Source organism: Wolbachia endosymbiont (group B) of Villa cingulata (assembly GCF_964028285.1).
GTDB lineage: Bacteria > Pseudomonadota > Alphaproteobacteria > Rickettsiales > Anaplasmataceae > Wolbachia.
In genome coordinates, this window is sequence record NZ_OZ034766.1 from 315005 (window position 1) to 332098 (window position 17094).

Annotated in this window: 21 protein-coding genes, 4 tRNA genes and 1 pseudogene; 16 read left to right on the forward strand and 10 right to left on the reverse strand. The window is 34.7% G+C overall.

Annotated elements, in window-relative coordinates:
- Nucleotides 1-47: 47 nt before the first annotated feature.
- Nucleotides 48-458, forward strand: coding sequence for a hypothetical protein (locus ABWU52_RS01675; RefSeq protein ID WP_353277241.1), 411 nt, complete (start codon nucleotides 48-50; stop codon nucleotides 456-458).
- A 373-nt stretch (nucleotides 459-831) separates the two neighbouring features.
- On the opposite strand, the gene ABWU52_RS01680 is transcribed toward ABWU52_RS01675, so the two are convergent.
- The 3 genes from ABWU52_RS01680 to ABWU52_RS01690 all read right to left on the reverse strand — a co-directional run bounded on the left by ABWU52_RS01680 (nucleotide 832) and on the right by ABWU52_RS01690 (nucleotide 4281).
- Nucleotides 832-918 (reverse strand) — tRNA-Ser (locus ABWU52_RS01680).
- A gap of 31 nt (nucleotides 919-949) precedes the next feature.
- Nucleotides 950-1747, reverse strand: coding sequence for a DUF2163 domain-containing protein (locus ABWU52_RS01685; protein ID WP_353277243.1), 798 nt, complete (start codon nucleotides 1745-1747; stop codon nucleotides 950-952).
- Nucleotides 1748-2238: 491 nt separating this feature from the next.
- Nucleotides 2239-4281 carry a hypothetical protein gene (locus ABWU52_RS01690; RefSeq protein WP_353277245.1) on the reverse strand — a complete coding sequence of 681 codons (2043 nt, stop codon included), beginning with the start codon at nucleotides 4279-4281 and terminating at the stop codon, nucleotides 2239-2241.
- A 736-nt stretch (nucleotides 4282-5017) separates the two neighbouring features.
- Between ABWU52_RS01690 and ABWU52_RS01695 the strand changes: the two are divergent.
- Nucleotides 5018-5492, forward strand: a pseudogene (locus tag ABWU52_RS01695) (lipase family protein); the annotation flags it as partial.
- 99 nt (nucleotides 5493-5591) lie between these two features.
- The gene (locus tag ABWU52_RS01700; RefSeq protein ID WP_353277771.1) at nucleotides 5592-5924 is read left to right on the forward strand and encodes a hypothetical protein; all 333 of its coding nucleotides are present in this window, start codon (nucleotides 5592-5594) and stop codon (nucleotides 5922-5924) included.
- Between the two features lie 43 nt (nucleotides 5925-5967).
- Here the strand turns inward: ABWU52_RS01700 and ABWU52_RS01705 are convergent, their stop codons facing one another.
- The 4 genes from ABWU52_RS01705 to ABWU52_RS01720 form a co-directional block, all read right to left on the reverse strand.
- The gene (locus ABWU52_RS01705; RefSeq protein ID WP_353277247.1) at nucleotides 5968-6795 is read right to left on the reverse strand and encodes a 3'-5' exonuclease; all 828 of its coding nucleotides are present in this window, start codon (nucleotides 6793-6795) and stop codon (nucleotides 5968-5970) included.
- Complete coding sequence (gene era / locus ABWU52_RS01710) at nucleotides 6788-7672, reverse strand: GTPase Era (protein ID WP_353277248.1); 885 nt, start codon at nucleotides 7670-7672, stop codon at nucleotides 6788-6790. The genes ABWU52_RS01705 and era overlap by 8 nt, the downstream gene beginning before the upstream one ends.
- 51 nt (nucleotides 7673-7723) lie before the next feature.
- The gene (locus tag ABWU52_RS01715; protein WP_353277250.1) at nucleotides 7724-8173 is read right to left on the reverse strand and encodes a hypothetical protein; all 450 of its coding nucleotides are present in this window, start codon (nucleotides 8171-8173) and stop codon (nucleotides 7724-7726) included.
- Between the two features lie 122 nt (nucleotides 8174-8295).
- Nucleotides 8296-8368, reverse strand: a tRNA-Gly gene (locus tag ABWU52_RS01720).
- Nucleotides 8369-8520: 152 nt separating this feature from the next.
- On the opposite strand from ABWU52_RS01720, the gene ABWU52_RS01725 reads away from it, so the two are divergent.
- From ABWU52_RS01725 to ABWU52_RS01765, 9 genes are all read left to right on the forward strand, one after another.
- Nucleotides 8521-9141 (forward strand): ribonuclease D, encoded by a 621-nt coding sequence (locus ABWU52_RS01725; protein WP_353277252.1) that lies wholly within the window; start codon nucleotides 8521-8523, stop codon nucleotides 9139-9141.
- Between the two features lie 79 nt (nucleotides 9142-9220).
- Nucleotides 9221-9547 carry a thioredoxin gene (gene trxA, locus ABWU52_RS01730; RefSeq protein WP_007302120.1) on the forward strand — a complete coding sequence of 109 codons (327 nt, stop codon included), beginning with the start codon at nucleotides 9221-9223 and terminating at the stop codon, nucleotides 9545-9547.
- Between the two features lie 39 nt (nucleotides 9548-9586).
- Nucleotides 9587-9663 (forward strand) — tRNA-Ile (locus tag ABWU52_RS01735).
- Nucleotides 9664-10235: 572 nt separating this feature from the next.
- Nucleotides 10236-10490, forward strand: a complete 255-nt coding sequence (locus tag ABWU52_RS01740; RefSeq protein WP_353277254.1) for a hypothetical protein — start codon at nucleotides 10236-10238, stop codon at nucleotides 10488-10490.
- 172 nt (nucleotides 10491-10662) lie between these two features.
- Nucleotides 10663-10818, forward strand: a complete 156-nt coding sequence (locus ABWU52_RS01745) for a hypothetical protein (protein WP_353277256.1) — start codon at nucleotides 10663-10665, stop codon at nucleotides 10816-10818.
- Nucleotides 10819-11056: 238 nt separating this feature from the next.
- Nucleotides 11057-11731: a CADD family putative folate metabolism protein gene (locus ABWU52_RS01750; RefSeq protein ID WP_353277258.1), complete on the forward strand. Its 675-nt coding sequence runs from the start codon at nucleotides 11057-11059 to the stop codon at nucleotides 11729-11731.
- Nucleotides 11718-12095 (forward strand): dihydroneopterin aldolase, encoded by a 378-nt coding sequence (locus ABWU52_RS01755; protein WP_353277259.1) that lies wholly within the window; start codon nucleotides 11718-11720, stop codon nucleotides 12093-12095. Before ABWU52_RS01750 ends, ABWU52_RS01755 begins: the two co-directional genes overlap by 14 nt.
- Nucleotides 12092-13345, forward strand: coding sequence for a dihydropteroate synthase (folP, locus tag ABWU52_RS01760; protein ID WP_353277260.1), 1254 nt, complete (start codon nucleotides 12092-12094; stop codon nucleotides 13343-13345). The genes ABWU52_RS01755 and folP overlap by 4 nt, the downstream gene beginning before the upstream one ends.
- A complete protein-coding gene (locus ABWU52_RS01765; protein ID WP_064085991.1) occupies nucleotides 13342-13821 on the forward strand; it encodes a dihydrofolate reductase in 480 nt (159 codons plus the stop codon). The genes folP and ABWU52_RS01765 overlap by 4 nt, the downstream gene beginning before the upstream one ends.
- Before the next feature lie 283 nt (nucleotides 13822-14104).
- Here the strand turns inward: ABWU52_RS01765 and ABWU52_RS01770 are convergent, their stop codons facing one another.
- The gene (locus ABWU52_RS01770) at nucleotides 14105-14356 is read right to left on the reverse strand and encodes a hypothetical protein (RefSeq protein ID WP_353277263.1); all 252 of its coding nucleotides are present in this window, start codon (nucleotides 14354-14356) and stop codon (nucleotides 14105-14107) included.
- Between the two features lie 47 nt (nucleotides 14357-14403).
- On the reverse strand, nucleotides 14404-14682 hold the full coding sequence (locus ABWU52_RS01775) for a hypothetical protein (protein WP_353277264.1): 279 nt from the start codon (nucleotides 14680-14682) through the stop codon (nucleotides 14404-14406).
- On the opposite strand from ABWU52_RS01775, the gene ABWU52_RS01780 reads away from it, so the two are divergent.
- From ABWU52_RS01780 to ABWU52_RS01795, 4 genes are all read left to right on the forward strand, one after another.
- Nucleotides 14681-14827, forward strand: coding sequence for a hypothetical protein (locus tag ABWU52_RS01780; protein ID WP_353277266.1), 147 nt, complete (start codon nucleotides 14681-14683; stop codon nucleotides 14825-14827). The two genes, ABWU52_RS01775 and ABWU52_RS01780, sit on opposite strands and share 2 nt — an antisense overlap.
- A gap of 599 nt (nucleotides 14828-15426) precedes the next feature.
- Nucleotides 15427-15762: a divalent-cation tolerance protein CutA gene (gene cutA, locus ABWU52_RS01785; RefSeq protein ID WP_264682928.1), complete on the forward strand. Its 336-nt coding sequence runs from the start codon at nucleotides 15427-15429 to the stop codon at nucleotides 15760-15762.
- A tRNA-Gln gene (locus ABWU52_RS01790) sits at nucleotides 15753-15824 on the forward strand. The genes cutA and ABWU52_RS01790 overlap by 10 nt, the downstream gene beginning before the upstream one ends.
- Nucleotides 15825-15845: 21 nt before the next feature.
- Nucleotides 15846-16391, forward strand: a complete 546-nt coding sequence (locus ABWU52_RS01795) for a hypothetical protein (RefSeq protein ID WP_353277680.1) — start codon at nucleotides 15846-15848, stop codon at nucleotides 16389-16391.
- On the opposite strand, the gene ABWU52_RS01800 is transcribed toward ABWU52_RS01795, so the two are convergent.
- Nucleotides 16388-16678 carry a hypothetical protein gene (locus ABWU52_RS01800; protein WP_007301973.1) on the reverse strand — a complete coding sequence of 97 codons (291 nt, stop codon included), beginning with the start codon at nucleotides 16676-16678 and terminating at the stop codon, nucleotides 16388-16390. The genes ABWU52_RS01795 and ABWU52_RS01800 overlap by 4 nt on opposite strands.
- Nucleotides 16679-17094: the final 416 nt, after the last annotated feature.

A 17094-nucleotide genomic window follows, 5' to 3' on the forward strand; every position in this document is an offset into this window, starting at 1 on the left:
TATATCAGTATTAATATTATATTAATTTTTTAATTAAGGAGAATGTTATGTTTGGATATCTTATACCTTTTACAGGTAAGTTAAATTCTCCAGAGGAGTCAAAGGAGAATGTTGTGAATGGAAGTCTTAGAGTTTTTAGAGATAAGTTCAATGTTCCAGAGGAGTCAGATGATCAACCAATACAACATGGAGTAACACGGGTACATCTGGGAGAAGTACTGAACCATGATCCGTACGATGGACATTACTGGTGCCACAGAAGGTGTGAAAGTGACTGCACTAAATGGTACAAAGAACTCGATAAATCTATGTGCAAAGCCAGATGCAATAGACAATATCAAGCTCCAGAGAAATCTCAGAGTTCTGAATATTCTTCACAAGCTAGTGACATAAAGAGTACATTAGAAAATATTGGAGATAGTTTCTATACTCTCGCAGATTCATTTTCTGTTCTGTAGCAGATACAGTAAAAAGCGTGAGGCTTCTCTTGTTTTCCGGAATTTTCAATAAAGAATTGTATTGACATATTATGGTAGGTTGAGTATATACTAGTTTGCTGATGCTCGTGAGAAATGACATAGACTAAGTATAGTATTGCAAGATATTGTTAGGAATAGGGAAGGTATGCTGGCTACTGGATTGTATTTCTATGATAACAACTACTCTTCGTCATCAAAAATCAAGAAGGCTCTGCAACTTGATGAACATCAACTCTATTTTTTTATTGACGTAGATGACTCTGAAAAATTGCGGAGCTGAAGTGCTAATGCTATATGGTTATTACGTTCAAGAACAAAACGGAAAATCCTATGTTATACTAGAAATAATGTGCGGAAAAGGGGGGATTCGAACCCCCGACATATTTTCATATGTGCACGCTTTCCAAGCGTGTGCTTTAGGCCGCTCAGCCACCTTTCCATACTTATTCATAATATTAAAAATTATGTTGCTAAACAACTGGTATATATGGTTCGCCACGGAAATTCACAGTATTGTTAAACTTGTTTTTGCACGTTAAAAACGCTTTATCACAACCTGCAAGTATCGAATATTTATCTCCGGTAGAAATTTGATATGGAGGAGAAGCAAATAATGTAATTACTTTATTCTTGTATTCTTTAACTACAACTTCAAATGTTGCTGAACTAAAGAATTTTACCACTCCGTGCTTATAATATCCATCACTTTCGATTAAATTAGTGTCTTCAAATCTTCTTTCATCTATCACTTTAGTAATTGTGCTCATTCTACTAAACTTTTTAGCATCAGCTTTACATCTATCATCGCAAAATTGTGCCCTGCATACAGGAGAATATAGCTCTGTTATGCTTCTCTCAAGCTTTGTCGCAAGACCTCTAATTTCAGCGATAAACCTCCCACTATTTAATGTTACTTTGCCAAAAGTTCCTGCATGCAAATTCATAATTCCCTGGCTTAAATCTTTATAATTCACAAGAAATATTTCAATATTTGTAAAGTCGTACTTTCCTGATAAAATATCTTCTTCTTTAATATCAGCATTATTTAATATTCCTTCAGTTTCGAGATTATCAGTTCTCAAATCGCTATTTAATATTATACTGCTGGCTATAAAACCGCTTGAAGATTTATAGAGTATATTATTGAGATTTAAATCTTCATCATAGTCAGTAAATCCCATTACTTCTCCACCTACAAGTGTTAATTTCCAGCATGTAGCGATGGTAAGTAATTCTCCAGCTAAATGACTTTTTAATTTGGTTTGCATACTGCTTAATTGATTGAATTTGAAAACGTTCGATAGGTAAGGGATTATGATAATTTATCCATTATCTGAGTAGCCATAGGGTGTCATGCCAGCGCCCAGACATTGGCATCTAGTTAAATTTACGAGTATAAAAATGTTTCTGATGATGGAAAAATAGATTCCAGTGTCAGCTACCTGAATGACGTTGCCTTGAATGGAGAACAGTGCGTAATGCACCAAAAGTTGTGCGCTAAAGTACAAGTACTTCTTCTGTTATTCAAGCGCTTGACACTGGAATCTAGACCAAATTGAACACTAAGCTGATAAGTGGAAAGGCTTATGTTAAGTTTTTGACTCGATCCAAGTTTCTGGACACTGTGACTTATTGTGTAAATTAAAGGAAGTGTTTATAGACATACTGAAATGATATCCTATGTTTGCTTGATCGACAATAAAATACTAACAGAGAAAACACACACCACATTCAAGCTGTGGTGTGTATTGTTAAATAACTAGAAAGAAAACTTCACACCAGTGAGGAGAAGAACTCCTTTGTTAGAAGGTATCTTATCCTTATTTTTATCTTCCAGTGCACCTTTTTCATTAGTTGTAAAGTAGTGAAGAGCTGCATAAGGAACAAATTTGCTTTTATTGCAAGAAGATAGATCATACTGAACACCAAGTGCAACATCATGAAGCATATCTTTATCGCTCATTCTGCTACCAAAGTATGTCAAGCTTGTGTAGATATTATCATATTGATAACCAGCACCTGCAGTCCAATACATGGTGTCCTTGTCATTAAATTGCTTTAAGCCATTTTTTCTAACATCATCATTAGTATCTTTATATTCTTTTGAAGTAGGGTTGAGTTCCTTGATACTTTTAAGTTGACCAGATTTGCCCAAGTATGCAAAAGAGGCAGCAAATTTTACACTTTGATCTTCATCAATCTTATAATCAGCGCTTGCACCTAAATTCATACCTGCTAGGTTATTGTATTCTATGAACTCATTATAAAGGTGCTTATCTTTACTTGGCTCTTTTGCCAACCCAAACTCACCAACTACGGAAGTTTTAACTTTTATATTATGTTTACTAAAGTCATATTCATATGACGCACCAGCACTTATTATATGCTGGTAATCTGGCCCAACATGTCTTAACATTTCCTCATTCTTTACCCCTGTTACCGTATTACTTGAATCTTTGAGGAGATCTGGAGCTATTTCTTTTACAACGGATAAACCACTATCGTAGCGAGGTGAGTAGCTAAGACCAAATCTTGCACCCATATAATTCGGCGAGTAGTAAGCAGCTCTAAATGGCAATGTGGTCATAACCTCTTTGTTGTATTTTCCTGCCATACGGAAGGAGAGTTTTTCGCTCTCGCTCGAGAAGCTTTCAGTGTAAAGACGTGGTGTTACGTAAAATGGGAAGTTTGCAGCACTTCCTTCTAAGTTTACTTTTCTGAACCAGTCACTATCTGCAGCTCCATCAACAGTTGCAATTCTTGTTGCATCAAGTCTCATCAGAGACTCAGGACCAAACTGATAGCCAAGCTTCAGATCACCATATTTTGAATTCAAAAACACATGTGCACTTCTACCTCTTGCAGCATTCACGCCTTGTGAAGCTCCTTTACCTTCAGTAACTGGAACATGGAATTGTACATCGGCACCATAACGAAGACCAATATCCTCATTTTTATTTTCAGCTCTTAAGTGCAATATTGCATCTGAAATCATGCCCATGTTTTCACTGTAATCACCAATATTCCCTATCCCTTTAGGAAATATTGGATTTGCTCCTTTTATACTATCTGAAGTATTGTTAAAATAATCTGTAGATTTACCTGGCATAACATTATAATGGTTATAGCCACTTAGCCCATGGTTACCATAACCTTGAGAATCAACAACGCCACCGAAAATTATTCTTAAACCATCCCCTTGATTGGGATTGATATTATCAATCCCACCAACTGAAACAACAGGACTTGCCTTACCTTTTTCCTCTGTATTGCTGTTAACAACTTTTACATCCTTTTTTATATCTTTAGCTTCAATTTTAGCATTCTTAGTTTTAGAACCCTTAATTTTTGACTTTTCTACATTAGAATTTTTAGTGCTTAGAGCTTTCGCCTTTGAATCCTCTATAAGCTTTGCTTTTTTCTCTTTTGCTAGCCTAATTTCATCTTTTTTCTTTTGTTTTGCTACTAATTTTAACTCTTCTTTTTTCTTCTTTTGTTCAGCTGCTAATTTTAACCCCTCTTTTTTCTTCTGCTCAGCTGCTAATCTTAGTTCTTCTTTTTTCTTAAGCTCCTCAGCTTTTTTTCTTGGATAAGCATTACATATCCTGTCCATTTTTTCTTTTAGTTTCTTATTTGACGTCTTCATCACTTCCATCTTTCCAGAAGTTTTGATTGACTCGTTAATCTCTTGCTTTTTTACTTCCTTCATACTCTCGTCAGAAAAGTCAGCAGCAAAGCCACTGAAAGAACATAAAGTCAATAGAGAAGCTAGAGCAGTTCTAGTATAAATAGATTTTTTCATGAAGTGCCCCCAAAAAATTTTAAAATCATAACATAAATAGTATAAAGGTGTTGAAAATCCAACTTAAAGCAACCTTATAGCGAAAATAAAAGTAAAATGCAATACTTTAAAAGCAACTTTCTTAATACGCTCAACGTGTATATTAACCAAAATTTAGTACAGAGGTTTGCTTGTTAGTGTATTATAACTCTATACTTATTCTATGGAAGTAAAATTTACTCAAGTAAAAGTACATAAAGATTAAAATATTAATATAACTATTGACAATAATATTAGTTTATATTATAATTAGTGAATTATTGTTTTATTTTTAATAATCAAGGTATTTATGGATTTTAGTTTTTTACGAAATTGGTTTAGCACTACAGGTGCTGCTAAAGGCTCAGAGCCAGGTAATACTGAACAGCCAGACTCTATTTCAGTAGATGATGGCAAATACGAGATGAAAGAGTATGACGATGAATTTGAGATCATTGAAGATTATGAATTTATAAATCGTGCTGATCCAAATGAGCCATGTTCTTTACCTTCTGACTATAAAATAGATAAAAGTATTGTAAAAATTGCAGGATTTGATAGAGAGAAATTATTAGAAATGGGTAATTTCTGCAAGATAAGCTATGGCGATGATGATGGTAAATTAAGTAAAAAAAGATGTAACAACCTAGCTCAAAGAGTATACAAAACTGAATTTGAAATTGTAGAAGATTTTGAAATTGTTCCATCTACTGAAAAAATGTATAAAACTAGAGCTGAACTCATCAGCGAAGGTTATGAAATTATTCCATTTGGTAATAGCTTTGAAAAAGATGCTGGTCACGTTTTTATAAAAGGTAAAGAAATAACAATAGCTTACCATGGTACTCGTCTGAGCCAGAGTTTTAATGATGGAATTACTGATATAAATGTACTTTTTGCTACTTCGGAATTTTTACCTGAAGGTGGAAGAATTCATTGTGGTTTCTATAATTCATTTATGGATTCATGGCCTAATCTGTATGGCATTTTGAAATCTCATGCTGAAAAACAGGGATCAGAAATCAAGGATTTTAAAATTAATCTCACAGGTCACAGTATGGGAGGAGCTATTGCTAAGATAGCTGCTTTATGCCTCAATAAAACAAGAAGGAGCTGAAGATGTTCATGTTGCAACTTTTGGTGATCCACGAGTTTTTGATCTTACTGCTAGTGAATTTTATAATGATGTTCTTAAAGAAAAAACCATTAGAGTAACTCAACATAGACAAGACCCAGTACCAGCGGTATCACCTGGTATTTGTGGTTATGCTCATGTAGGTGCACAATTAAGAATGTCAGCACCAGAAGGATATTTTGTTCATCAAATGGATGGTTATCATGAAGCCATTAAAATAATGGATGAAAAGGATTTCCGATCGAACAATAACGTTTCTCTCTTTTATTACCCTTCGAGAATGTTAAGTCGAATTAACTGTGCAGTTTTAGGTAATGCTCAATATTATGCTGCTAATTTAGGTAATTATATTCTTGGTGGACAAAATTTTTTCGAGAAAGTAAAAAACGAATATCAAGATAAAAAATGTGAAAATTCTTCTCAGATTGAACAAGTAGAAGTTAAGCAGATGGCATATCAGAATGCCTTTTCTACTACAAGGAGTTTATAACTATTATTATGGGGCAATTGTTAGATTGCTCCATAATATCTATTCATTTAAATTCAATATAAAAATTTCCACCGCAAGTTATCTCCCACTCTTCTTTAAACTTTTTTAGATGTTCTTTTTTTTCGCATTCTAAAAGCAGTTCTTCTATGCTCTTATTATAGCTTTCTGTAGTAATTCTTCCTTGATGATGCATGAATCTCAAGTAAATTAAATAAGTGTTAATCACATCTGTTTCACAATAATCGCGAATCTCTTGTACTTTGCCACTATCATATAAGTCCATAACTTGTGAACCATCAACTCCAATCTTACCGGGAAGATTAAATGCTGCGCAAACTTCGTTCATCTTCATTCTTGCAGAAGCTCCAAAATCAGAGAGAGATTCAAGCAAATCACAATGCCAATCACTACTGTACCTCTGATTGTAACTATTCCACTTATCGCCAGCTTTGTGAAAATATTCTGATTGAATGCCATGAACCATAGCACGGTACTTCAGTACCGGTATATCAAAAGTGCGTCCATTGAACGAAACTAGTCTTGGCTTTTTCTCTGATATGTAGTTAAAAAATCCCTTTACTAGGTCTTTTTCATTGGAGTTTACTGTGCCTCCAGATCTTATTTCTTGTAGTGTGAACATTTCATAACCGCTCTGGCGTGTTATATTACAAAGTAAAAAACTAATAACTACAACAAGGTGGAAGGGCTGACGCAGAAAAGAGTTTTGCCCGTTTGTTATTTCAAGATGATATTTTGTTAATGCGTCCCTCTTTTCTTCTACACTGCTATCATCACTAATATTTAGTAAATTCTTGCAGGAATTTACATCTGGTATAGTTTCAATATCAAATACTAACAAAGAATTAAGCATTACTTATATATTCCTCAGGGCGATCAGTCCAAGGTCGCACTTTTACGAACAAAAAGAGATGAACTTTACACTCAAATAACTTTTCCAATTCTGTACGCGCCTCGATATTAATTTTTTTTATGCTACTGCCGTCTTTTCCTAGCACTATTTTCTTATGATTATCTTTCAATACAAATATGATCTGTTTTATGACTAAACTCTTATCTTTTTTTTCCTCGAATTGTTCAGTTATAACAGCTGTAGAGTATGGCAATTCTTCACGTAGGTTCAAGAATAACTTTTCTCTCGTAATTTCCGCTGATAAAAAATCAGCTGAGGAATCAGTTATTTGATCTTTTTCATAAAACCAAGGGCCTATCGGTGCAATTTCAGACAAGTAACTAGTCAGATCAGAAAGTCCATCATTCTTCAGTGCCGAGATCGTAAAAATTTTTTCAAACTTATAAAGCAAATTTAGGTGCTCATGTGCCATCTTGAGCTCTGATTTCTTTACTAAATCAGTTTTATTGATAACCAAAATGCATCTGCCTTTTGTGCGCTCCAGTCGTGCAAATATCGTTTTTATTCTTTCTATATTTTTTAGGTAATTGTTTACATCAACAAGCAACAAGGTAATGTCACTATCCTTAACTGCTTCCCATGCAGATTTGACTAAAGCTTTTTCAAGATTTGTTTCTGCTGAAAACACTCCTGGAGAGTCAGTAAAAACAATTTGCGCATTGTTGCATATAGCAACACCCCTTACCTGCGTCCTTGTTGTCTGCACTTTAGGGGTGACAATTGCAATTTTCTTGCCTACGATGCTGTTAATTAGCGTTGACTTTCCAGCATTTGGCAAACCAGCTATCGTTACAAATAAGCATTTTTCTTCTTTCACAAAGGAAATTATAAAGAAAACTAAACGTTAACGTCAAACAACTTTTTTTAATTATCCTTTAACTAGCCCGTTTTCTTCCTCTTTTGAAGAAAAACATTTTCCAACTTTTTCAACTATAGGTGATATAATATAATCATTCACTTTTTCAGCTATTGGTTCAATAACACAAACTGTTACAAATACCCCTGCGATTACTGCTATGGGTGCTATCACCGCACCTGCTAAAGCTGCAAATCCCATTCCAAGGGTTAAACCAGGGAAAATAGCCATTGCAGCTGCAGCAAGACCAACTCCAATTGCAGCGCTTACAGCACAGATGGAAGTGCAAAGGAAAAATTTTTTTTTGAAAAATACTTCATTAGGGATTGTCAGATATGCAAATAAGGCTGCCGAAACCGCAGCAACAATTCCACCCATTATCAATGGTGATAAAGCTGTAAAACTAAGCCCTAAGCCTGTAAGTGCTCCTATTGATGTAGCTATACCTAAGGTAAATAACATTCATTTAGTATTGTTGTCCATATAACCCTCCTAAATAATAATTTTCTAAAAAGCTTTTAGCTACTTTCAGTATAGCTAAACTAGTTGAATAAGTGAAGCAATTTTTTTCATGTTAAAAGAAGAGCGGGAGAAGGGGTTCGAACCCTCGACCTCAACCTTGGCAAGGTTGCGCTCTACCAACTGAGCCACTCCCGCAATGAAAGTTTACTTATTCTTAATTATAGGTGCATATCATAATTTGTAAACCCTACATACATGAAAATCATGAGAGCACGTTTTCTATGATCTTTTCGTATACTTAAAACTCATTTTTGATTATTATATGTGTCATAAAACATATTAAATTTATGAGAATATTTGTATATAAAGACGACCTGCCAGCCAGTGCAATACCAAGTGATATAAAATCTATAGCTGTTGATACAGAGGCAATGGGGCTACTTCATGGTAGAGACAGATTATGTCTTGTGCAGATCTCTTTTGATGATGGTAACGCTCATTTGATTCAATTTAAAAATGATTATACAGCTCCAAATTTGAGAAAAATATTAGAGGATAAAAATATAACCAAAATATTTCACTTTGCGCGGTTTGATGTAAGCATAATACATTATTACTTAAAAACTTGGGCACTTCCGTGCTATTGCACAAAAATAGCCTCACGTTTAGTTCGCACTTATACAGATAGTCATAGCTTAAAAGAGTTGTGCTTAGAACTACTTGATATAAAATTAAATAAGCAACAACAATCTTCTGATTGGGGAAATGAAAATTTAACAGACAAGCAAAAAAGTTATGCTGCATCTGATGTTTTATATCTTCATAGAATAAAGGAAAAGCTAGATTTAATGCTAGAACGTGAAAATAGAAAAGAATTAGCTGAAAAGTGCTTTGAATTTCTTCCTACTCGTATTGAGCTAGATTCAATGGGTTGGGGGAGTGTAGATATCTTTAATCATCAGATGTAATCACTTCACTTGAATCCAGAAAAATTTAGTTGATCAGCTGTTAATTGATACGCTATATTTATAAAAATTTAGGTATTTTATGAGTGATGATATTAAAGCGGTAAATGATCAAAATTTCGAATCTGAAGTTGCTAACCACAAAGGATTTGTGCTGGTAGATTTTTGGGCAGAATGGTGTGGACCATGCAAAAGTCTGATGCCACGTATCGAGCAATTGGCTGAGGATAGAAAAGGCAAGATCAAGATCTGCAAGTTCGACATAGATGGAGAAACTGAAGTGCCAAGTAAGTATGGAGTTCAATCTATACCTACTTTAATCATATTTCAAGATGGTAAGGAAATTGCACGCAAAATTGGCGCAATAAATGATTTACACAGTTGGGTTGATAGTGAAATAAGCGAGTAGACAAATTTCCTTTTGTGTGTATTATAAGTGTTGATAAAGGGGATTGTAGCTCAGTCGGTTAGAGCAGTTCGCTCATAACGAATTGGTCGTAGGTTCGAGTCCTACCAATCCCACCACTATTAATACAATTGCAAAACCTACTCTCTTACATAAGCTTTTTGCCTTATTAAAGTACTTGGTTGTTAGTGTTTGAAAACTCCATGATATTAGATTCCTTGCATAACTGGAATTCAAAAGTTCCAGCGCGGTTTTTTTATTGGATCCCAGCTGGGATGACGCCTGGTTATGAAAGAAATCTATTGTCAAAAAAAATTACTTCCGCGTATTTTCAATCTAATTCTAATTAAAGTTAGAGATATTTTAAGAGCTCAAAAATTTATCTTTGTCTGCAGACTTTCAATTAATCTTTCAATAAAAAGCGTACTCTTCAGCTTATATCTGTCGTGTGTGCGCTGCATTTTTTTCTAATTTATACAGGAGGATTTTATGTTCAGAATTCCAGATATTTGACCTTTACCTTAGCTAATAAAAACCAACTGGCGCCTTTGGTTTTTATAAAGAAAATCTAGGAAATAACCAAAAACTGTTTCCAGGCATAAATTTGCCATGTATACCTAAAAAGTAATGATATTAGCATAATGTTCATATCTGTATGCTAATATTAATGTTATTTAAATTGAAGAATATTATGGAACAACAAGCATCAAACAAAGAGAAAGGGATTGAATTTAGATATAATCAATGTAAGCAGAAATGCCATTCATACAAAACAAAACGGACAGACCAAGAATGCCTAGATAAATGCTATGAGAAGTACGTTTCTAAACTTTATCCACAAATTAGTGAGAAATTATTAGCTAGTGAAAACAATCTCTATGATGAAAGCACAAAATTATCACTTATAGCAGATGAAATACACAATCAAGATCCAATGTATTTTTAATCACAATAGAAGATATTGGTGAACCAATATCTTCTTTTTTTTATGCGATTACTTCTATACTTGAAATTAAGTTTTTGTACTTGTTCAGGAAAGGAAAATAGCAGATAGTGTCATTCGAGTAGCTAACACTGGAATCCAGAAAAATTTATAAGCAAACTGAGCAGCTAATCTTATGAGCTTCAATAAAAAACTGGATCCAAGTGTTAGCTATTCGAATGACATTATAGAAGCTGGGATGAAAAGGAAGAAAGCACTTATTTCAATATTTGCAGGGATGTTAGCTTTTGAGCTATACTCTGACTTATTGAATAATTCTTTAAATTGGTAAAATACTGTTTCTTTTCCTCTATTTCTTTTTCACTATTCTTTCCACATATCACTTCTGTTTTTATCTCTTGATTGAGCGAGCCCTTCTTTTCGATCTGTGAATTCTAAAAAGAGTGAAATTAGCTCAGGAATTATGTTCACTTGATGAGCACAACTCTGTAATCGGAGAAAGGTAATGAGAAATGCCTCTTGACATTTGATAAACCTAAACGTAGCCTAAAACAATTTAGTGTTTATTTATGACATTTGTTCAATCACTTAATAATCAATTAGATAGTTTACACTTATTAAAACACCCGTTTTACGAGTCATGGAATGAAGGTAGCTTAAGCCTGCAGGCTCTGCAAACCTACGCTAAGGAATATTATCACCATGTTGCTGCTTTTCCTCGTTATATCAGCGGTATACATTCTTTGTGTCCGAATTTGAAAATGCGGCAAGTTTTACTTGGTAATTTAATAGAGGAAGAACAAGGCGACGAGAATCACCCAGAATTATGGCAACATTTTGCTGAAGGACTGGGAGTAGTAAGGTCTGATCTTCTTGAGGATGCGCAGGTTAAGGAAACGCAAGAATTAGTTAACGGTTACTTTGACATTGTAAAGTCAGATTTTGCAGCAGGTCTTGGAGCTCTGTACGCTTATGAACGTCAAACTCCAGAGGTTTCTAAATCTAAAATTGAGGGTCTGAAAAAACACTATTCAATAAACGACGAACGTCCTCTAAAATTTTTTACCGTTCATATGGAAGCTGATGAGTGGCATTCTGAAGAATGTGCAAACCTTATTGCAGATTTAAGCGAAGAAGAGCAAGAGAAAGTCATGCAAGGCGCTAAAAAAGGAGCAAAACTCTTATGGGGTTTTCTTGACGGTATGATACGTTTGTCATTAAACTCAGTGAATGCCTGCATGTAATCTTCTTATATCTGATTTACGGCTTTGGGTTCATTTGGGATGTAGTACAGAAGAGAAGTTTTCTCCCCAATTGGTGAGTATTGATGTTGATTTCACTTTTAAATCTCCTCCTTCAGGGCTTACAACTGATCAACTTAAAGATACTATCTGCTATTTGGAAGTAGTGCAAAATATTCAATCTCTTGTTCAGGGCAAGCAATTTAATTTAATCGAGCATTTAACTCATGATATATACAGGATGATTAACGACCTTTTTATGCAAAAAGAGCATTCTGTCAGGGTGACTACTCACAAAATCGCACCACCAGTTCCTGGTGTGCATGGGGGCGTTTTTTTTACTTACTGTAATGAATTGCAAGAATGATCTATATTTCTATTGGATCAAATATAGGGAATCGCCTTTCCCATTTACAAAGAGCTACTGAGTTACTAAAGAAGCGCTATTTAAAAGACTTAAAGTCTTCGATCATTCCAGAAACTAAGGCTATTTTACCAAATGGTGCTCCACCTGATTGGAACAAGCCATTTCTCAACATGATTGTCTATGGAAGTTGTTCTTCTTCTCCTGAGGAGCTACTAAAAGGCTTAAAACAAATCGAATGTGATATTGGTCGTCCACAAGTCTACGAAAAATGGGCACCTCGTGTTATTGATTTAGATATTTTGTTATGGGATGATCTAACGCTTGATATACCTGACCTTAAAATTCCTCACCCAGAATTAGTAAATAGACCATTTTTGCTCCACTTGATGGCAATGGTTAACAAAACCTTTGCTTTCAATGTTCAAGACTGTTTTTCAAAGAGTTTTACGCTTTCACCAAAGCTTATGGGTATCGTCAATATTACCCCTGATTCATTTTCAGATGGTGGTCTTTATTATGATGCGAATCGAGCAACCAAGCAGGCATTGCAGCTGGTATCAGATGGTGCAAGCATAGTTGATCTTGGAGCTCAATCAACAAGGCCTGGAGCTTCAATAAAGACGCCAGAGGAAGAGTATGAACGTCTAAAACCAGTACTTGATAATCTTAGCGACTATATGAAAAATGGTGATATTGAAGTCAGCATTGATAGTTTTTGGCCAGACGTTATTTTAAACGTTTTGAAGCACTACAATATTGCCTGGGTAAATGATCAGAAGGGAGATCTGAGTAGTAATACCTTAAAAGAAGTTGCTAGCAGTGGGTGTAGTGTCGTTATTATGCATTCACTTTCGATACCACCACATAAGGACAATATTATTCCACATGACACTGACCCAATTGATATCATAAATAATTGGGCAGAGAAGAGCATTAACAAACTACTAGGCCTGGGTTTTGATGAAAATTCAATAATTATTGACCCTGGTATTGGTTTTGGCAAATCTATGTATCAGAATATTCAGATTTTACGCAGTATAGAAACTTTACAAAATTTTGGCTGCAAGGTTTTAGTTGGCCATTCCAGAAAGTCATTTATTTCCTCTTTTTCCATAGAATCTCCCTCTAATAGAGATTTAGAAACAATTGCTACATCTGCTATACTGCAAAATAAGGTTGATTTCCTTAGAGTGCATAATGTACGCGACCACATGAGATTTTTTGTAGCCCAAGCTGTCTTAAAAGGATGAAGATTATTGGAATTATGGCTGTTGACCCTAATGGGGTAATTGGAATAAATAATGATTTGCCCTGGCGTTATCCAAGTGAGTTTAAACATTTTTGTCAAGTGACCGACAAACAAATTATTGTGATGGGAAGAAAGACATTTGAAACCGTGCCTCAAAGCATACTAAAGAATCGTACACCTATTGTTTTCTCCCGTAACAAGTGTTTTAATAGAGGTCCAAAATGTACTGTTGTCTCTTCCATGCAAGAATTTCTGTCAATTCAAAGTAGTTCTCAAGTCTTTGTGATTGGTGGGGCACAAATAGCACACCTTTTTTTAGAGCATAACCTAATCTCAGAATTTATTATAACTGAAATTCACAAGCCCTATAAGGGTGATACATACCTCAATTTAGCATTTTTTGATGGATGGAATAAAACTATTCTCGTCAGAACAGAAGACTATACTATATTCAATTGTATCCGTTCGGCAGAGTAGTAAAATAAGGTAGGCGAGAAAAGACAACTATCAGTGCATGACACTGGCTCCTTTATGATGGTGTCATGCCAGTGCCCAAACACTGGCATCCAGTTAAATTTATGGATTCCAGCATCAAGTGCTGGAATGACAGGGGAGAACTACTAAATGACATCTTCAATTTCTGTACAGCTACATCGCAAGAAAGGAAGCACTGCTTTCACATTAGCAAATTCCCTGAACAGATGCATACAATTTAATACGTAATGAAGTGTGACCTTAGCCAAAAAAAGCAGAAGAAAAGTTAATGCGTTCTAGACGTAACTTTACTAAGTACCATTTCTCTTAATTCTTCAGTCAGTGTGCCACTATCCAAAACACTGTTATGAGGATCATCTCCATATATGAACAGATCATCACGAATCTTAATCGGATTACCATTTAATAATTGATCACCTCTTATCGCATTTGCCAACTGTGCAGGCAGTGGTATTAATGTGTCTCTTGCGTGATTAATAATTACTATTGGCGTTTTTTCATTTTGTGACTTTTGCAAATTATCTGCTATATCAAAGTCTAAATCGAAGGCTTTTAGTATTCTTTTTAGTAGGAATGAAGGCAGTAACTCAAAATTTTCGTTTGAGGCATTGGAAAATGCTCTATTGCTGTATGAAAAGAACTAAAAGTGCTAGTGAAGACGATTCCTCCAAGTTTAACATCTCTATTCGCAAAATGCCTTGATACTTCCGATGCAACTGCTCCTCCAAAAGAATGACCGAAAAGTATAATATTTTCGGGTTTTACACCTTGATATATTAGTTGATCAATTTGCTCTATTGAAGACTTGAATAACTTTTGATCCTTATTTAGAAACGGAATCATGAGTAGGAATATAGATAAAAAAACACAAGCTGAAGCTGATAAGACTGCCAATCCAGCTGTTCTAGCTGTTATTGGATTAGTGAGCAGTATGACAGTAGGTGGCAATATTGATGCTAGTAAGCATGCGAAGCTGGTTAAGGCATAAGTTATATAATTTTGAAATGCAGCCGGGTATTTGTGTGCATGAGCTCAGATTGCATATCTTTACAGAATGTAGTTGCATTTTTATAATTATCCCCTAACCCATGAAAGAATATAAGATATATTTCTTTTTCTTTAGTGTTAGGCATTATTTTCACTATTAAATATTTTCAATTATATACTATTCTTATAATTTTGTTAAGCTTTTTCTATGTTAACTAGTGAACCGGCAATCTTAAAATGCTTGCAAGATCTACTTACATCAAGGTGCATGAGTTTTTTTTGTATCCATTCATCAGAGTAGTAAAATAAGAAAAAGAGAAAAGACGACTAGAGGAATAAATGATGTCATTCAAGTAGCTGACACTGATTCCTTTATGGTGATGTCATGCCGTTGTCAGCTACTTGGATAACATTCCACTCCAGCACTTGATGCTGGAATCTAGATGAAAAACCAGTGTCTAGGCGCTAGGATGACAAGGAGAGAGCTACTAAATGACATCTTCAATTTCTGTGTGTCAAGCACTGAAGAGGTCTCTCCTATTTTCTCTTGATGAATAAATCTAAGTGGAGTATAGTAAAAATGCATTTATGTAGCGGTTAATGAGCAACTTAGTTTTAGTCTATATAACTTTTTCAAACTTGAAAGAGGCTAAGGCTATTTCTGAAGAATTGTTAAACGAGAAGTTAATTGTGTGTGTAAATATATTTCCTGAAGTAAATTCTCTGTATTTATGGGAAGGTAAAATTAATAGTAATTGTGAAGTAGTGGCAATTATGAAAAGTAGGAATGATCAGGCTGATAAGATTGTAGAAAAAATCGAGGCAATGCATTCTTATGATCAACCAGCCGTTGTGATAATACCCATAGGAAAAGCGAATAAGTCTTTTACTAATTGGGTTAATAATGTTATTGATATAAACAATATTGGGGTGTAGCCAAGTGGTAAGGCAGCGGTTTTTGATACCGCCACGCGAAGGTTCGAATCCTTCCACCCCAGCTTTATTGAAGTGTGCGTGAAATGATATCACTTTTTTATAAATTAAGGTTATTTAATTACATACTGGGCAGTTTGAAAGATATAGTTGTTAAGCTATTTCTTTTCACTCTGTATCTTTATACATCGAGCATTATGCTCATGTTTCTCACCAGTGGCTTTTGGTATGCTGTAGAATTTAGCTCTTTCAAAAATGCATTTTACCATTTATATCAATATTTAAAATGGTATTATGAAAATAGAGATGATTTGGGTTATGGAGTTTCTATTAGAATATTAGTAGCGTTTCTTACTCCGCATTTTCTCTACAAATTATTTTCTGGCACAGGCTGGAAGTCTTTTTTCAAGGAGAAGATAGTTCAGATACTCAGCACAAGAAGAAAAATGAGTAATAAACCAAATGGCAGTAGTTATGGTTATAGTAATAAGAACAGTTACGGTAACAATAATCTTCAAGAGGCAGAACGGAAAGTGAATATGATAAAGCAGCTATTAATCCAAGATATAGATGAAGCTATAGAAAAAAGATTAAATGATATTTTTCTTGGTGAGAGGGATAAACCTCATTAAAAGGGCTTTATCTTTTTTAGAATTGGCTGTATTTTGTTTTTTACGTATAACGGATCGCAATCAGCCAGTATACATGTTTCAACAAAATCTTGACTGAAGTCTGATAGCCAGGAAATTGCTTTACGTTTCTCTACCAAGCTTTCTGTTTTTTTACAGTTACTTGCTGCATCAATCATTGCCTGTGATATCACTGATTGCCACAGTATGCAGTACCTTTGTATATCATCTAAAGTGCTATTTGCTTCGTGATGGTGAAAAAATTCTTTGAAATTGAAGTTATTTGACATTATGTACCTCTTTAAGTTGAAAATTAGAATTTGAAGTAGTGCGAAAGTTGTCTGCTGCAATGAGTAGCCTTTATGACAGTCAGACCGGGTTTTATGTGAGCTATAAATGTTTAAGAAATTATATATGTTCAGATCTATGTGAAACCAGTGCTTCTTTTCTTGTTATCCGAGCTGGGATCCAGGTTGACAAAAGCGCTTTACAACGTTTTGTGTACAAAAGCCAGTATTGCATGACACTATTTGTTCTTATACCCTTTTTGTCTATCTTATTTTGTCACTCTGCTGAACAGATAATTTTCGCCAATAAGCTTTCTACTGAATTTTTGTTATTGAGCTCGCATAGATCAAAGACAAGTTTTGAGTCAAAAATACCCTTAAGATTATAATAAGGGGTTGGTAAAATGTGTCTAGTAAGT

Coding starts and splice junctions, on each gene's coding strand:
- ABWU52_RS01675 (WP_353277241.1), top strand. CDS start 48: ATGTTTGGATATCTTATACCTTTTACAGGTAAGTTAAATTCTCCAGAG.
- ABWU52_RS01685 (WP_353277243.1), bottom strand. CDS start 1,747: ATGCAAACCAAATTAAAAAGTCATTTAGCTGGAGAATTACTTACCATC.
- ABWU52_RS01690 (WP_353277245.1), bottom strand. CDS start 4,281: ATGAAAAAATCTATTTATACTAGAACTGCTCTAGCTTCTCTATTGACT.
- ABWU52_RS01700 (WP_353277771.1), top strand. CDS start 5,592: ATGTCAGCACCAGAAGGATATTTTGTTCATCAAATGGATGGTTATCAT.
- ABWU52_RS01705 (WP_353277247.1), bottom strand. CDS start 6,795: ATGCTTAATTCTTTGTTAGTATTTGATATTGAAACTATACCAGATGTA.
- ABWU52_RS01715 (WP_353277250.1), bottom strand. CDS start 8,173: ATGTTATTTACCTTAGGTATAGCTACATCAATAGGAGCACTTACAGGC.
- ABWU52_RS01725 (WP_353277252.1), top strand. CDS start 8,521: ATGAGAATATTTGTATATAAAGACGACCTGCCAGCCAGTGCAATACCA.
- trxA (WP_007302120.1), top strand. CDS start 9,221: ATGAGTGATGATATTAAAGCGGTAAATGATCAAAATTTCGAATCTGAA.
- ABWU52_RS01740 (WP_353277254.1), top strand. CDS start 10,236: ATGGAACAACAAGCATCAAACAAAGAGAAAGGGATTGAATTTAGATAT.
- ABWU52_RS01745 (WP_353277256.1), top strand. CDS start 10,663: ATGAGCTTCAATAAAAAACTGGATCCAAGTGTTAGCTATTCGAATGAC.
- ABWU52_RS01750 (WP_353277258.1), top strand. CDS start 11,057: ATGACATTTGTTCAATCACTTAATAATCAATTAGATAGTTTACACTTA.
- ABWU52_RS01755 (WP_353277259.1), top strand. CDS start 11,718: ATGCCTGCATGTAATCTTCTTATATCTGATTTACGGCTTTGGGTTCAT.
- folP (WP_353277260.1), top strand. CDS start 12,092: ATGATCTATATTTCTATTGGATCAAATATAGGGAATCGCCTTTCCCAT.
- ABWU52_RS01765 (WP_064085991.1), top strand. CDS start 13,342: ATGAAGATTATTGGAATTATGGCTGTTGACCCTAATGGGGTAATTGGA.
- ABWU52_RS01780 (WP_353277266.1), top strand. CDS start 14,681: ATGAGTAGGAATATAGATAAAAAAACACAAGCTGAAGCTGATAAGACT.
- ABWU52_RS01775 (WP_353277264.1), bottom strand. CDS start 14,682: ATGATTCCGTTTCTAAATAAGGATCAAAAGTTATTCAAGTCTTCAATA.
- cutA (WP_264682928.1), top strand. CDS start 15,427: ATGAGCAACTTAGTTTTAGTCTATATAACTTTTTCAAACTTGAAAGAG.
- ABWU52_RS01795 (WP_353277680.1), top strand. CDS start 15,846: ATGATATCACTTTTTTATAAATTAAGGTTATTTAATTACATACTGGGC.
- ABWU52_RS01800 (WP_007301973.1), bottom strand. CDS start 16,678: ATGTCAAATAACTTCAATTTCAAAGAATTTTTTCACCATCACGAAGCA.